We start from the raw sequence: 16,597 nt of genomic DNA on the forward strand, positions 1-16,597 counted from the left end.
TTAAACCATCTCCCTTAATATGATGGTAAGGCTAATTTATTCAGATTTATTATCGAAATTACGTCCTTCAAGACCTGCTAATTCTTCTTTAGAAGCAGCTGGTGCTTTCATTTCAAATATTTCGTCAACGACTGTGTAATCATAATAACCTAAGCGAGCAATAGGTCTAATAGATTTGATATCTAATTTTCCATTATCTAAAATGACTTCATCTTTGATATGAACTTGAGCTACTTTCCCTATAACAATATCGACTGTTGATACCGGGTCACCCGTCGGAATACGAATCGTTTGTACATATTCACATTCAAATTGAATAGGAGATTCTTTTACTCTAGAAGCCGGTGCGTCAATACACGGAGCTTTAGTTACGCCAGCAAAATCAAACTCATCTACATCAGGTTCGAGCGCTTTAGAAGATAGGTTAACTGCTTCTCTTAAATCATATGTTGCCATATTCCATACAAACCAACCCGTTTCTTCAGCATTTTTAACTGTATCTTTGCGGTCATTGTCGCCTAGTACAGATTGATTAGCTGCGAACATAACCATAGGTGGATCCCAAGTTAAGTTTTGATATTGACTGTAAGGCGCTAAATTATCGTGTCCATCTTTAGAAACAGTAGAAATCCAACCAATAGGTCTTGGTACTGTACTACTTTTAAATGGATCATGTGGTAAACCGTGACTACGTGTTCCTTGTTTTGGTGAGTAATTCATAATGATTCCCCCTTAAAATATAAAAAATGATTTGATTTCATTTTACACTTTGAAAAAACTATGGCTAATACCTTTTAACTATTAATCCATAGCCTAGCCCTATACATAATTAAAGCTGTCTATATTACTAATTTAAATCGATATAGAACTTGGCGTAACTTAATTTCTAATAGTAAATGTAGCATTTTAATATATAAATCTTTGGTTAATTAAAACTTAGCGAATTTTATAGGCTATTTTGATTATGAAATTTTCATCTCATTTACCATAAAATGGGCAACAAAAATTTAAATGTGTTGCATTTTTCGACATATAGAAAAATCTAATGGTGTTCACAATATGAAGAAGAGCGTAAAGTGGAAAATGTATTTTTTAAACAGAAAATACTTTAAGTGTTTAAAAAAGGGTAAATGTAATATGATTTAAATTTAAAATAAAATAGGAGGGAATGTTTTGGCAAAACTACTGTACAGAATGGGTTCATTCATTGCTAAACATAAATGGACGGCTCTTTTTTCATGGATTATCTTACTTGCAATTATTGTAGGTATGCTAGCAGTTAATTCACCGAAATTTGACGACGACATTACAATGAATGGTCTTAAATCATTAGATACTAATGACAAAATTAGCAAAGAATTTCATCAAGATAGCCAAAAAGCATCGATGCGGATTGTCTTCCATTCAGATAAAGACAATGGCATAACAAAGAAAGATACGAAGAAAGATATTGAAAAAGCGTTAGATAATATTAAACAAGATGATGATTACATCCAAAACGTTTCTAACCCTTATGATAGTGGTCAAGTTAATAAAGATAAAAATACTGCAATTGCGGAAATTAACTATGTAGTACCGCAAACAGGTATGAAAGATCAATCTAAAAAAATCATCGACAGAGAAGTTAAAGATGTGACAGATGATCATAATATTCACGTTGAAAAAACTGACCAAATGGGTATGGGTTCTGAACCGGGTGGTACTTCAGAACTTGTTGGTATTATTGCAGCATTTATCATATTGTTAATTACATTTGGTTCAATCATTGCAGCAGGTATGCCTATAGTTAGTGCTCTAATTGGTTTAGGCACAAGCGTAGGACTTATCGGATTATTAACATTAGTCTTTGATATTCCAAACGTTACTTTAACGCTATCGATTATGATTGGACTTGCCGTTGGTATTGATTACTCGCTATTCATTCTCTTTAGATATAAAGAAATTGCGAAAAAAGGTAAAGATCCAATAGAAGCAATCGGTTTAGCGGTAGGTACTGCAGGTAGTGCAGTTATCTTTGCCGGAATCACAGTAATGGTAGCCGTTTGTGGCTTATCTCTCGTAGGTATAGATTTCTTAGCAGTTATGGGATTCGCTTCTGCAATTAGTGTGTTATTCGCCGTTCTAGCAGCGTTAACATTGCTACCAGCGTTAATTAGCATTTTCCATAAACGTATTAAACTAACTACTAAAAGAGATAAACAACAGCCTAAAGCTAAAAATTCAGAAAGTAGCCCTTGGGGTAGATTTATCGTTGGCAAGCCTATTATCGCAACACTTATCGGTCTAGTTATTTTAATATTAGCACTGCTACCAGTAACTCACATGCGTTTAGGTATGCCTGATGACAGCTTGAAACCTTTAGATTCACCTCAACATAAAGCATATAAAATGATCTCTGATAACTTTGGACAAGGTTATAATGGTCAACTTGTTATGTTAGTGAATACTAAAGATGATGGTAGTAAAAAAGACATTCAAAATGACTTAGACAATATTCGCAATGACATTAAAGATTTAGATCATGTAGATAAAGTGAACAAAGCTCAATTGAATGATAATAACCATTATGCGTTACTTTCAATTATTCCTGAAGAAGGTCCAAATGCTAAATCTACACAAGATTTAACTTATGAACTGCGTGATTACAACAGTCAAGCCAAAGAAAAATATGATTTAGATACTGAAATATCAGGTCAAAGTGTGATCAACATTGATATGTCAGAAAAACTAAATAATGCGATTCCAGTATTTGCTGGCGTTATCGTAGCAATTGCTTTCATATTGCTAGCATTTGTTTTCCGTTCAATTCTTGTTCCGTTAAAAGCAGTGTTAGGTTTCGTACTATCACTTGCCGCAACGTTAGGATTTACAACGCTAGTTATGCAAGATGGATTCTTAAGTAATCTCTTTGGTGTAGATACAACTGGTCCTGTGCTTGCCTTCCTACCAGTAATTGTAATAGGTATACTCTTCGGTCTCGCTATAGACTATGAACTCTTCTTAATGACACGTGTTCATGAAGAATATAGTAAGACTGGTGATAATGATCATGCGATACTCGTAGGTATAAAACAAAGTGGTCCAGTTATCGTAGCTGCCGCGTTAATTATGTTCAGTGTGTTTATTTCATTCGTCTTCCAAGACGATGCAACAATTAAATCTATAGGTATCGCCTTAGGTTTCGGTGTGTTATTCGATGCATTTATCGTTCGTATGACAATTATTCCAGCCCTAACTAAGTTGTTTGGTAAAGCTTCATGGTATTTACCTAAATGGTTAGATGGCATTATGCCTCAAATCGATATCGAGGGCAAAGCCTTAGAAGAAGGTGCAGAAGACAGTCAACAACAAACAACAGCATATGCTAGTGAATACGACGAATATAATGATGTTGATTCACAAAACAGACCATATGCAGATAGTCAAAAACCTTCATATATGGGCAGTGACAATGAACAAACTAATCATTTCAGTAATGATGGTCGTAATACGTTTACGCATCAAGCACCTACAAGTTACTTTGGTGCGCAACAACCGCAACAAGACGAAGATATTGATTATGAAACGTTATACACTCAAGAAGGTAGTGGTCATGAGCAAACTCAGCAAGAAAACCAAGACTATTCTCAATATGCAAATCATGAACCACATGAAGATATGAACAAAGATAAAATCGAAAAAACAACAGCTTTATATGAAGCATTGGCTAAAGAAACTTCAGATCAAGATATTGTCTACAATGCTTTAATGTTATATGCACGTGTTAATAATAAAGCGGTATATGACAAATATAAAAATGAACACACAAATAACGGTTATGGAGATATAGAATAATTGTAAAAGGAGGAAGCGATGAATGATTAAGCGACGTTTAATGAAAACGTTTGGCCTTATAGCCACATTAGCCTTAGCCCTAGTGCTAAGCGCTTGTGGTAATGGCGGTAGCTCGTCGGATAGTAAGAAAACATCATTAGGTGATAAAGATGTTGAAATCCCATATATTGCTTCAGATAACTCAACAGCACGTTCATTAGTAATTGCTGAAGTCCTGAAGAAAGCTGGCTATAACGTTATTACAACACCAGTCCAATCAAGTGGACCACTCTATGCTTCAGTTTCTGAAGATAAAGACCAATTTCATGCAGATGGCATATTCCCATCTACAGATAAAAAATATTACAACAAATTTAAAAATAAAATTACGGTCTATGATCAACACCATTTAATTAGTAATGTAAAAGTTGGACTAGCTGTACCTAAATATGAACAAGACGTTAGCTCAATCCGTGACTTAAAGGATAAAGATTTCGGAAAATCAGTGGATTGGACAATCCAAGGTACAGATAAACGTAACGGTGTAATGAAACAAACTAAAGATGAAATTGGAGACAATGATTTAGAGAAATATAGTCTCAATAAATCTTCAGACCAGGATCAATTCAAGAAAATTCAAGGGGCTTATAAACAACAAAAACCTATAGTGTTTACAGCTATGGATCCAAGTTGGATTAATAAAGAACTAGATTTCAAAATGTTAGATGATCCAGACAAAGTCTATGGTAAACAAGACCAACATATTGATTTAGTGTTTAACAAAGAATTTAAACAAAGTCATCCAGGCGCTTATAAAATAGCAACACGTATTGCCGATGATTGGAGTAAGAAAGACGAAGAAAAACTAGCTAAGAAAATATTCGTCGACAATAAAAATCCTGAACAAACGGCTAAAGATTATGTAGACGATCATGACAGTAAAGTTGATGATTGGAAACAAGATGTTGGCAACTAAGGTTAAAGCATAAGGTGGATTAGGAGTTATTTAATAATATAGATATTCACACATTATTTCCCTGTTCGTAGCATAGTAGAAAGTGATATTTCTCATGTTGCGAGCAGGGAATTTTTATATGTGAAAAAAGTGTGAAATTTAATGTTATGTATCATAAAAAATTTAAAATTTATGAGGGTACATTTTGTTAACTTATGTTTGCTTGTGATAAGCTACGTCTAAATATATCTTGTAAAGCATTTTTAAGTTTGAGGAGAGAGCATTATGCAACCACAATCACCAGTTCAAAAAAGAACTGTTCAACATATTGTCCATGTGACATACCAATTGCTATATACTAATTATTTTGATGTTATAACAGTCCAACAAATTTGCGAAGAAGCGGAAATTAATCGTAGTACTTTCTACCGTTATTTCGAAGACAAATATGACTTATTGTACTATCTTGCACAGTACATTGGTTATACATTAAAGTCACGCATGAATGAAATAGATACAGATTCGTTTGTCGAAGACTTTGTCTCATATTTTGAAGCCAACAAAAAAGTATTTCGTCATCTATTTACTTCAGCTAAGTCAGGGGATATTTATCAAGAACTTATTAAAGTACACAGTAAATTAATGTTTGATGAATCAGCTGTGAAAAGTGACGAATTAGCAATGAAAATTCGAGAATCTGATTATCCTGAAATGTTGTGTGACTTTATGAGTGCCGGATTAATAGAAGTATTAAAAAACTGGGTCGATAATAATTACGACGATGACGCAAAAGAATTGTATCACTTCTTTAAAAGTACGATAGGGCCATTATAATGGAGTTTTCGAAGGACGAAGGATAGCTGCTGATGGTCAGCATTTTTTAGGAGTTGTAGTTAGTGACATGGAGATAAATTTTAAATGGGGTGGCAAACAATGGAAAGAGTATATTATGGTGATGCTGAAGAACAATTTTTTGAAGTATGTGCTAATGATGACAAGAGTGATAAATGGCTCATACTCGTGCATGGGGGCTATTGGCGTCAAAAACATTCTAAAGAGAACATTAAGGATTTGTTTGATAAGTTAGATTCTAAAGGATTTAATGTCGTAACGATAGAGTATCGCCGAGGCGAACATGGATGGCCAACACCTAATGAAGACGTTAGTGCGTCGTTAACTAAATTTAAGCAGTCAGATTTTTACAAAGGCAACCAAGAAATAATTTTAATTGGGCATTCTGTGGGTGGTCAACTCGCGTTATTAAATGAAGCAGCCGTCGACCGCGTCATCGCTTTAGCGCCAGTTACAGATGTGCCTTTCACATATGACGAAGGCTTAGGCCAAAACGCTGCTAAAGAATATTTCGGCGACGATAAAGCACTGATGCAACAAGCGTCACCGATTGAAAAGTCTAACCTAACAGCACCCACACTCATTGTACACGGTAATAACGACGATCGAGTACTCGTTGAAAACACTTACGATTTTGCGCGCAAATTTAAACACGCTAACATTGATTTATTTATCTTCAACGACCTGCCTCATATGGAGTGCGTAAACCCGTCACACCCAGTATTCCCATATTTGATAGAGTGGATAAGAGGGTAGGATTATATGATGAAAACTATTGAATACAATTTTTAATTGTAATGAATAAAGTTTAACTGAGTGAACGAATTATGCGTATGATATAATAAATTTATTAGTAAAAGTGACGATTTTAGGGGAGATTTTCAATAATGGATAAGCCAAAATACCAGATTGTAGCAGATGAAATTAAAGAAAAGATTATAAATAAAAATTATCATATTGGAATGCTCTTACCTACAGAAAAACAATTTCAAGATAGATATAACTTAAGTAGGTATACAATAAGACAGGCCATGGATTTACTAGTTTCTGAAGGTTATATTAAAAAGAAAAAGGGTTCTGGATCTTATGTCAGTAATAAATACTTAAGTAGTAACCAAGACAAAAGTCTGAAGAAAATTGGTGTGATTGTTACATATTTATCTGAATATATATTTCCTAACATTATTAGAGGTATCGAAAAAGAACTAAAAAAGCAAGGATACTCACTAATATTAGCAAGTACAAATAATAATCACGAAGATGAAAAGCAATGTCTAGAAATGATGCTAAATCAAGGCGTATCAGGTCTTATTGTCGAACCCACAAAAAGTAATGTTTATAATCCTAATTTATCTTACTACCCATTATTTAAACAAAGAGACATTCCAATTTTAATGATAAATGCAAATTACGAAGAATTAAATTTGCCTTATATAGCTATTGATGATGTTAAATCAGGGTATTTAGCCACGCAATACCTTATTGATCAAGGCCATGAAAAAATTGCTTTAATTACAAAAATTGATGATAATCAAGGTAAATTAAGAATGAAAGGTTATTTTAATGCCTTTGAACAAAGTGACAAATTATTTAAAGGCGAATATATTTATACGTACAACACTGAAAGTCGCCCAAAAGTTATAGAACAAATAGTTGAGCATATTAGTAATAGAGACATCAGTGTCTCGGCATTAGTATGCTACAACGATGAGATAGCATATGACATTATTCATCAATTGAGGCAATGCAACATAAAAATACCTCAAGACATTTCAATAGTTGGTGAAGATAATTCGATTTTGAGCAGGTTAAAGGAATTAAATTTGACGACTACTGCCCATCCTCAAGAACTATTAGGTACTAAAGCTGCTAATTTAATAATTGAAGCTATTGAGCAAGAGAAAGTACTAAAGTCTGAATTAATTGATACATATATAATCGAGAGAAGTTCAGTCAAAGACTTAAAAATCATTTAAGAAAATAAGCTATTAAAGGACCTTTATAAAAGGTTCTTTTTTTATTACATTTTATATTTGTACGTATTACTATAATATATTAATTGACTTATACGGACAAATATTATATTGTACATGTAAGCGGTTTCCTAGGAGGTATAAAATTGAATAATTTAAATAGCGAAGAATTATCAATAGGTATTGAGTTGGGTTCTACAAGAATAAAAACAATTGCTATTGATAAAAAACTTAATGTAAGAGCTTCTGGTAGTTTTCAATGGGAAAATAAATTTGTAGATGGTTTTTGGACATATTCCGCTAATGATATTTGGGTAGGTCTACAACAAAGTTATAGTGCTATGGCACAAAACTTATTTGATAAAACGGGTGTTACATTAACTAAAGTTAATTCTATTGGTATTAGTGCTATGATGCACGGCTATTTGGCATTTGATAATAATGATGATCTACTAGTGCCATTTAGAACGTGGCGCAACGGTAATACAAAAGAAGCCGCTAAAAAATTAACTAATATATTTAATTTCAATATTCCAGAAAGGTGGAGTATTGCGCATATTTATCAAGCAATTTTAAATAAAGAATCACATATAGCACAAGTTGAATTTATTACTACTTTATCTGGATATATACACTGGTATTTAACTGGTGAAAAAGTAATAGGTTTAGGTGATGCTTCAGGCATGTTTCCTATAGATATAAGTACTAATAATTACAGACAAGATTTATTGAGTGAAGCACAAGCGTTATTTGCAACACAAGGTTTTAGTAACTCGATTGAAAGTATATTACCACAAGTGAAATTAGCAGGTGAATTCGCTGGTTATTTAACTGAAATTGGCGCAAAATTATTAGATCCAACAGGAAAACTTGAGCCTGGGTGCATATTATGTCCGCCAGAGGGTGATGCCGCTACAGGTATGGTAGCAACAAATTCAATTACAGCCAACACTGGCAATATATCAGCAGGTACTAGCGCATTTGCAATGATAGTTTTAAATAATAAATTGCAAGATTATTATCCTGAAGTTGATGTTGTTACAACTCCAGATGGTAAAGAAGTAGCTATGATTCATGTGAATAACTGTACATCAGAAATAAACGATTGGATGAATTTGTTTTCCGAAGTATTAGAATCAATGGGCATTAGTTTTTCATCTGAAGAGATGTACGGACAAATATTCGAAGCAACGCTTTCCAGTGATGATGATTTAGGGGGACTTTTATCATACAACTATATTTCTGGAGAGAATATAACTGATGTAGATGTAGGGCACCCACTGTTTATTAGGTTGCCAAATAATAATTTTAACCTAGCTAACTTTATGAAAATGCATCTATATAGTGCATTTAGCACATTGAAAATAGGCATTGATTTACTGCAAGAAAATGAAAATATTAATTTATCAAAACTAATAGCGCATGGTGGGATTTTTAAAACTAAAAATATTGCGCAACAAGTATTATCTTCAGCCCTTCAAGAAAAAATTACAGTAATGGATACAGCTAGTGAAGGTGGTGCTTGGGGGATTAGTATATTAGGCTATTATGCTGCATTAGATGAACAAATAACTTTAGAACAATTTCTAAATGAAAAAGTATTTATAAATTCAAATGAAGTAACAATTGAACCAAATGAAAAAGAAGTGCAAAATTTCCAAAATTATTTAAATAGAATGAAGCGCGGATTACAGATTGAAAGGGATGCTAATTACTATTTAGGAGATGATAAAAATGCTAGAGCAACTGAAGCAAGAAGTTTATAAGGCTAATTTAGAGTTACCCCAAAGGGGACTTATTAAGTATACATGGGGCAATGCGAGTGCATTTGATTCAGAACAACAACTTTTCGTGATTAAACCTAGCGGTGTAGATTACGACAGTATGTCTCCCGACGATATGGTTGTCTGTAATTTAAATTGTGAAGTAGTTGAAGGGACGCTTAAACCATCATCTGATATGCCTACACATGCAGCTTTATATAAAAAATTCAATGATATTGGGAGCATAGTTCATACACATTCACCATGGGCAACCACTTGGTCACAATCAGGACTTGATGTACCGGCTATGGGAACCACACATGCTGACACATTTTATGGTTCGATTCCATGTGCCAGGTTTTTAAATAACGAAGAGATAAATAAAGATTACGAGTATGAAACAGGAAATGTTATTATAGAAACTTTTGAAAAAAGAGGTTTAAACCATTGGGAAATACCGGCTGTTTTATTACACGGTCATGCTCCATTTGTCTGGGGAAAAGATTGTGAAAATGCGGTTATGAACGCTGTAGTTTTAGAAGAAGTATGCAAAATGAATATTTTCACTAGGCAATTAAATCCCTTTGCTGAAACGTTACCGCAATCGATTTTAGATAAACACTATCAAAGAAAACATGGCGTAAATGCTTATTATGGTCAAAAATAGGAGGAATTATAATGAAGAAGTCAAAAATATTCTGGTTTGTAGTCGGATCACAAGAACTATATGGGGATGAGGCATTAGCGCAAGTAAAACATAATGCTGAAACGATTGTAGAAACATTGAATAATACTGCTGATTTAGATTTTGAAATCAAATTGCAAGAAAAGTTAGCTATATCTGCAGATGTTATTAAAAACATAATGAAAGAAGCTAATTATAGAGATGATGTAGTTGGAGTAATTACTTGGATGCATACTTTTTCTCCGGCAAAAACTTGGATTAGAGGGACGCAATTATTACAAAAGCCATTATTACATTTAGCAACTCAGTTTAATAAAGAAATTCCATGGGCTGATATTGATATGGATTATATGAACTTACATCAGTCAGCTCATGGTGATAGAGAATACGGCTTTATTAATAGACGTTTGAATAAAAATAATGAAGTTGTCTTTGGTCATTGGCAAGATACAGCAGTTCAACTAAGAATAAATGAATGGATGCATGTTGCTAATACTTATTATGAAAGTTTTGACTTAAAAGTAGCCAGATTCGGAGATAACATGCGTAATGTTGCAGTAACTGAAGGGGATAAGATAGAAGCACAAATTAAATTTGGTTGGACTGTAGATTATTTCGGTATTGGGGATTTAGTTGAATATATAAATAAAGTTTCAGAAAAAGAAGTTAATGAGTTATTTGAAAATTATAAAGAGGCTTATGATTTTGACTATAGAGATTACAGTAAAGAGGAATTTGAAAAGTCAGTTATAGAACAAATTAAATATGAAATAGCTATAAAACAATTTTTAGATGACGGTGGTTACACTGCATTCACTACTAACTTCGAAGACTTACATGGTATGAAACAACTTCCTGGTTTAGCAGTACAAAGGTTAAATGAACAGGGTTATGGTTTTGCTGGTGAAGGTGATTGGAAGACGGCTGCCTTAGATCGTTTGTTGAAAATCACAACACAAAATAAAGCTACAGGTTTTATAGAAGATTACACATATGATATGAGAGAAGCTTACAAACATGTTTTAGGTTCCCACATGTTAGAAGTAGACCCAACCTTAGCTAGTACAAAGCCTAAAATTGTAGTTAATCCTTTAGGTATAGGTGGAAAAGATGACCCAGCAAGACTTGTCTTTGATGGTAAGCAGGGTGAAGGTGTAATGGTAACGATGATAGATTTAGGTACACATTATAAATTTATTGTTAATGAAATCAATGCCAAAACTGTAGATGAAGAGGCACCAAATTTACCAGTAGCTCGAATTTTATGGGATGTCAAACCGTCGTTTGAACAAGGTATTAGAAGATGGATAGAAGCAGGAGGTGGTCACCATTCTGTACTTTCATTAGAATTAACAATCCCTCAAATTACGTCATTATTTAAATTATTTAACGCTGAATATGAATTAATTCAATAATTCCATTTAAATATTGGGATTAAATATAAAGGGTGGTTGGGATGAAATTAAATAGTAAAGTTTCGAATCGTTTTATCTATTTCTTTGGAGCATTTGGCGGAATTCTTTTCGGTTATGATATAGGGGTTATGACTGGCGCACTACCATTTTTGAAAGAAGATTGGAACATAGATAATGGAATGATAATTGGATTGATTACATCTTCAGTTATGTTAGGTGCAATTTTTGGAGGGATTTTAGCAGGCAGAGTATCGGACAAATTAGGTCGTAGAAAGATGATATTAATTTCGGCTATTATATTTGTTGTAGGTTCAATTTTATCAGGAATAGCACCTCACGATGGTAACTACTTTTTAATTATATCAAGAGTAATATTAGGAATTGCTGTTGGTGCTTCTTCTGCGTTAGTGCCGGCTTATATGTCAGAAATGGCTCCTGCAAAGTATCGAGGTCAGTTATCCGGAATAAATCAAACTATGATAGTGTCTGGAATGCTCATTTCATATATAGTTGATTATTTTCTTAGAGAATTACCTATAGAAATTGGTTGGAGATTAATGCTGAGTATTGCAGCTATACCAGCATTGATTTTATATCTAGGTGTATTAAAATTACCTGAATCACCACGATTTTTAATTAAAAAAGGGAAATTTGAAGAAGCTAAAACAGTATTAACACATATTAGAAATAACCAAGACGTTGAAAAAGAATACAATGAAATTAAAAATACAATCCAACTAGAGAATAAAACTTTAACAAATCATTCACTTGCAACCTTATTTAATGGAAAATACAAATATTTAGTAGTTGCAGGGTTAGGCGTAGCAGCCTTTCAACAATTTCAGGGTGCAAATGCAATATTTTATTACATTCCATTAATTGTAGAACAAGCCACTGGTAAAACTGCAAGTTCAGCTTTAATGTGGCCAATTATTCAAGGGATAATATTAGTATTAGGATCATTATTGTTTATAGCAATTGCTGATAAGTTTAAAAGAAGAACACTGCTTATGATTGGTGGGTTTGTGATGGGGTTATCGTTTATATTACCTGCCATCATCCATATTTTTGCACCATCTACTAACCCAATTTTAATCGTTGTATTTTTAAGTATTTATGTAGCATTTTATTCATTTACATGGGCACCGTTGACTTGGGTTATTGTTGGTGAAATATTCCCGTTAGCTATTCGAGGATTAGCCTCTGGCGCAGCATCATCGCTAAATTGGATAGGTTCATTTTTAGTAGGACTGTTATTCCCAGTAATGACCGCATATTTTTCTCAACAATTAGTATTCGCAATTTTCGGAATCATTTGTTTGATTGGCGTCTTATTTGTGAAGATATGCTTGCCAGAATCTAAAGGTAGAACTTTAGAAGAAATTGAAAAACTAGGGGAGTTAAAAGGAAAAGCTAAAGATAAAGTGAATACCATCGATAGAAAAGAAATGTCACAATTAAAATAAAATGAAATCCACCTATTTAGAAAGATAATAGGTGGATTTTTGTTTTTAAGTTTATTGACAAATTTCAGACTACTAACAATATTAAATAATTTCTACTTACCATATAAAATTTTGAATGAAGTATAACCATCATTTTGACAGCTTAAAATGAAATATGTTACTTTTAGATAGAACGATTATTCTAGTTGGATGAGTGGGTCTTATGTCTAAGAAAAAAGATGATTTATTAGAAGTCGCTGAAAGGTTATTTTATGAAAATGGCTTTAATGGCGTAGGTTTGAAACAAATAATTAAAGAGGCTAATGTTGCTACGATGACGTTGTACAATCATTTTGACTCTAAAGAGCAATTGATTGAAGAGGTTTTAAAACAACGTGAGCAACGGTATTGGTCTTATTTGGATGAAAATGTAAAACAACATTCATCTGAACCATTTATTGCTGCCGTTAATGGTCATTGTAAATGGTTGAATGATTACTCTTATACGGGTGATTTGTTTATGCGTGCTATAGAGGATTATACTGATGCTGATAATCAAATTGAATCTATTGCTAGGGGGCATAAGCAGCGTTTGCTCAACTATTTAGAAAATCTAGCCAATACTTCAGGATTTAAAAATGGTCATGATATGGCTATTCGCTATACGATGTTAATGGAAGGTACTACTTCTATGACGACGTTAATCGGAGTGGAGGAAGCAACGAAACATGCATTATATGTAGCGAATCTTTTTATTGATGAAGCGAGTTAAAATAGTGTCACAAAGCACGAGATTGACTAATATTCAATCTCGTATCATTTTACTATAAAATAGAATGAACGTTCTATACAAAAGGAAGTATATAAGAAAATGAAATTCTCTAAATTAGTTTTACCGGGCATTGCTATGATAGCAACTACGTATGGCTTAGGGCGTTTTAGTTTTGGTTTGTTTTTACCGAACATTTCACGTGATATGCATTTAAGTGCCTCGAGCTCAGGCCTAATATCTTCGTTATTCTATCTATCTTATTGTTTTACAATTGTATATTCTACTTTACGTACGAATAAAATTGGGCCTAAAAATATGATTATGTTGTCTGGCTTAAGTGTATTAATTGGATTAATATTGATTAGCACTGCACCGAATGGCTTAATGTTGTCGCTCGGTGTAATATTTGCTGGTGCTAGCACTGGTTTAGTATCACCACCATATGGTTATACCATTTCATTGTGGATTAAATGGCCTGAACAAGGTAAGGCGAATACGTGGATTAATTCGGGTACTAGCTTTGGTTTAATGTTTACTGGGCTTACCGCAATGATTATCTTTCTAGACTGGAGAATGACATATCTAATTTATAGTGTTATCGCTTTAATCGTCTTGATTTGGAATTTTTATGCCATTCCGGCATTAAATAAAGATATTAAAATCGAAACAGGATCATTAAATATTAGAGATATTAATAATAGTAAAAAAATAATTATTGCATCAACAGTATTAGGATTTTCAACAGCGCCATTTTGGACGTTTTCTAAATCATTTATTGAGCATACTGGTCATTATTCAAATACTGCATTATCAATATTTTGGATTTTAATAGGTGCCTTAGGTGTAATAGGCGGCATTTCAGGAAGCATTATCGATAAGCGAGGATTACGTTTTGCTTATATATTAGGCGTTACACTGTTATCTTTAGCTTCAATTTTATTAGTGTTTACTTCTAAAATATGGTTAATTCCTTTTATTGCTTCATCACTCTTCGGCGCAAGCTATATCTTTTTAACTGGTGTATTACTTGTATGGGGTGTAAAAATATTTGTGAAAAATGCTTCTTTAGGTATCGGAATCCCATTTTTAATGTTGGCTGTTGGACAGGTTTTAGGTTCAATGGTAGCTGGAACTTTAATAGATAACTTGAACTATGCGGTGACATTTATGGTCTATGGCATAGTAGGATTAGTTGCATTGACTATGTATCCAAAAGTAGAAGTGACACCAAGTAAAATAGTAAAAGGACAACAATATACTAAAATGCAACGAGAAAACAAAGAGGTTATTGAACAAGAATTCAATTATTAAAAATAAGTACCAATTACCTGAAATTGAAGGGGTAATTGGTATTTTTTAGAGTTAATCTAAAAAGTTAAAATTGAATACGCACAACATATGTGAAAAATGTTATATTGTATGTAACATATTATCAGTCATTGATATATAGACGGTGCATAGGTGACAAATCGATTTTAAATAAGTATTAACACTAATGGTTATCACAAATTGTGATTTTAAAAAAGGAAGAGGGTTAATATCATGACTTTAGATAAAGAACAAAGACGTATTACAAGTGAAGAATTGATTGCGCATTTTGAACAATCTTCACTTACGGAAGAAGATTTAGCCCATCAATTGAATATATCTGTTAAGCAGGTAGAAAAGGTATTAAACATGGATGCATCAAATGGCTTTTTTGCCGATAAATTACAAACATTTATTCATTTAGTGTGGGACGTACGTGATGCAATCGATAATGATATTAGAAATCACGGAGAAATTCCTAGTGGTTATACTTATTTGCAAGGTGAAAAAGAAGACTACTGGTTTTTACAATAAGTAAATTTTCATTAATATTTTATAATAAAGAAGACGGTAAGCGGTCTTCTTTATTTAAATTATGAGAGTTAGTTGTTAAAAAAGAATAAATCATTCGTGTCTTCGAAATTAGGATCTCTATAAAAGCCTAAACGAGTGGCAAGATTAATCGATGGAACATTATTTTTATCAGTTCTAATAACAAAAGGCATAGTAGTATCTAATTCGACTAACCAATCGATAACTGTTTGTATGGCTTCGGTTGCATAACCTTGGCCGGTAAATTGAGGGTGGAGTCGATAATATAAATTAAAGTATGTTTTGTGTGCAAATGTCATTTTTTCTGCACCTCCGCTACCAATTACTTTATTACTATTTTTCTCAACAATAACAAAATAACTAAAGCCATATTTATGCCAATGATTTATCCAATCTTTTAGCATTTTATTCGTTTCTGTAATATCTGTGTGCCTTCTTTTAGGTGTATATTGCGTAGCCTGTCTATTCGAGTGTATGTCATACAACGGCGCATTAAATGACAAATCAGGTTTATGTAATATGAGTCTTTTACTTTCTAACATAATGAGATACCACCTTTAATATCATAACAAAGGAAAAGTAACTATAACGTTACTTTTCCTTTGTTATTTATACAAGCCCTTGAATACGTAAAACTATTTCCGCTACTACTGCAGAACCTATGTATGTACTTATTAAAACTACCATACCTACAATAATTGTTTTCCAACCTAATTTAGCGAAGTCGACCCAAGAATTTCCTATAGACACACCTGCATATGCTACTACGGGTGTTGCTAGTGACATTAGATCAACTTTTTCGGTCCAATGAACAATATGTGTTGAACCAGGAAAGCCAGGAATCGTAATGATTAAGCCGATCACGCCTATATAAGCAATACTTGGAATATTTAATGGAATAACATTACTTAAAATTAATCCAACCAAAGCGATTAACATGAGCACAATTATACCAGGTAAGCCTTCAAGCATTGATGTATTATAGCCAATAAAGTTACTAAGTAGTGCGATAAAGCCCACTACACATAATGTAAGAATCCAATTTATTACTTTAGAAGACATGT

Annotated in this window: 15 protein-coding genes; 12 read left to right on the forward strand and 3 right to left on the reverse strand. The window is 33.0% G+C overall.

Going from position 1 to position 16,597, the window contains the following annotated elements; all coding sequences use genetic code 11:
* Positions 1–36: 36 nt before the first annotated feature.
* Positions 37–720 (reverse strand): flavin reductase family protein, encoded by a 684-nt coding sequence (locus C7J89_RS02090; RefSeq protein ID WP_061854003.1) that lies wholly within the window; start codon positions 718–720, stop codon positions 37–39.
* 453 nt (positions 721–1,173) lie between these two features.
* On the opposite strand from C7J89_RS02090, the gene C7J89_RS02095 reads away from it, so the two are divergent.
* The 12 genes from C7J89_RS02095 (at position 1,174) to C7J89_RS02150 (ending at position 15,515) form a co-directional block, all read left to right on the forward strand.
* Positions 1,174–3,834 (forward strand): MMPL family transporter, encoded by a 2,661-nt coding sequence (locus C7J89_RS02095; RefSeq protein ID WP_103295328.1) that lies wholly within the window; start codon positions 1,174–1,176, stop codon positions 3,832–3,834.
* Between the two features lie 22 nt (positions 3,835–3,856).
* Complete coding sequence (locus tag C7J89_RS02100; RefSeq protein WP_103295329.1) at positions 3,857–4,789, forward strand: glycine betaine ABC transporter substrate-binding protein; 933 nt, start codon at positions 3,857–3,859, stop codon at positions 4,787–4,789.
* A gap of 264 nt (positions 4,790–5,053) precedes the next feature.
* On the forward strand, positions 5,054–5,602 hold the full coding sequence (locus C7J89_RS02105; RefSeq protein ID WP_103295330.1) for a TetR/AcrR family transcriptional regulator: 549 nt from the start codon (positions 5,054–5,056) through the stop codon (positions 5,600–5,602).
* 99 nt (positions 5,603–5,701) lie between these two features.
* Positions 5,702–6,376, forward strand: coding sequence for an alpha/beta hydrolase (locus C7J89_RS02110; protein WP_103295331.1), 675 nt, complete (start codon positions 5,702–5,704; stop codon positions 6,374–6,376).
* A gap of 131 nt (positions 6,377–6,507) precedes the next feature.
* Complete coding sequence (locus C7J89_RS02115) at positions 6,508–7,596, forward strand: GntR family transcriptional regulator (protein ID WP_061853998.1); 1,089 nt, start codon at positions 6,508–6,510, stop codon at positions 7,594–7,596.
* 143 nt (positions 7,597–7,739) lie between these two features.
* Positions 7,740–9,359 (forward strand): xylulokinase, encoded by a 1,620-nt coding sequence (locus C7J89_RS02120; protein ID WP_233432441.1) that lies wholly within the window; start codon positions 7,740–7,742, stop codon positions 9,357–9,359.
* Entirely contained in the window at positions 9,328–10,023 is a 696-nt protein-coding gene (locus C7J89_RS02125; protein ID WP_103295332.1) for an L-ribulose-5-phosphate 4-epimerase, read from the forward strand. Before C7J89_RS02120 ends, C7J89_RS02125 begins: the two co-directional genes overlap by 32 nt.
* Positions 10,024–10,034: 11 nt before the next feature.
* On the forward strand, positions 10,035–11,456 hold the full coding sequence (gene araA / locus C7J89_RS02130) for an L-arabinose isomerase (RefSeq protein ID WP_103295333.1): 1,422 nt from the start codon (positions 10,035–10,037) through the stop codon (positions 11,454–11,456).
* Positions 11,457–11,497: 41 nt separating this feature from the next.
* A complete protein-coding gene (locus tag C7J89_RS02135; protein ID WP_103295334.1) occupies positions 11,498–12,922 on the forward strand; it encodes a sugar porter family MFS transporter in 1,425 nt (474 codons plus the stop codon).
* A 202-nt stretch (positions 12,923–13,124) separates the two neighbouring features.
* Complete coding sequence (locus C7J89_RS02140) at positions 13,125–13,673, forward strand: TetR/AcrR family transcriptional regulator (RefSeq protein WP_103295335.1); 549 nt, start codon at positions 13,125–13,127, stop codon at positions 13,671–13,673.
* A 99-nt stretch (positions 13,674–13,772) separates the two neighbouring features.
* Positions 13,773–14,984, forward strand: coding sequence for an MFS transporter (locus C7J89_RS02145; protein WP_103295336.1), 1,212 nt, complete (start codon positions 13,773–13,775; stop codon positions 14,982–14,984).
* Between the two features lie 231 nt (positions 14,985–15,215).
* Positions 15,216–15,515 carry a DUF2316 family protein gene (locus C7J89_RS02150; protein ID WP_103295337.1) on the forward strand — a complete coding sequence of 100 codons (300 nt, stop codon included), beginning with the start codon at positions 15,216–15,218 and terminating at the stop codon, positions 15,513–15,515.
* 68 nt (positions 15,516–15,583) lie between these two features.
* Here the strand turns inward: C7J89_RS02150 and C7J89_RS02155 are convergent, their stop codons facing one another.
* On the reverse strand, positions 15,584–16,075 hold the full coding sequence (locus tag C7J89_RS02155) for a GNAT family N-acetyltransferase (protein WP_103295338.1): 492 nt from the start codon (positions 16,073–16,075) through the stop codon (positions 15,584–15,586).
* Between the two features lie 67 nt (positions 16,076–16,142).
* Positions 16,143–16,595: a hypothetical protein gene (locus tag C7J89_RS02160; RefSeq protein WP_103295339.1), complete on the reverse strand. Its 453-nt coding sequence runs from the start codon at positions 16,593–16,595 to the stop codon at positions 16,143–16,145.
* Positions 16,596–16,597: the final 2 nt, after the last annotated feature.

Source organism: Staphylococcus kloosii (assembly GCF_003019255.1).
Taxonomy (GTDB): domain Bacteria; phylum Bacillota; class Bacilli; order Staphylococcales; family Staphylococcaceae; genus Staphylococcus; species Staphylococcus kloosii.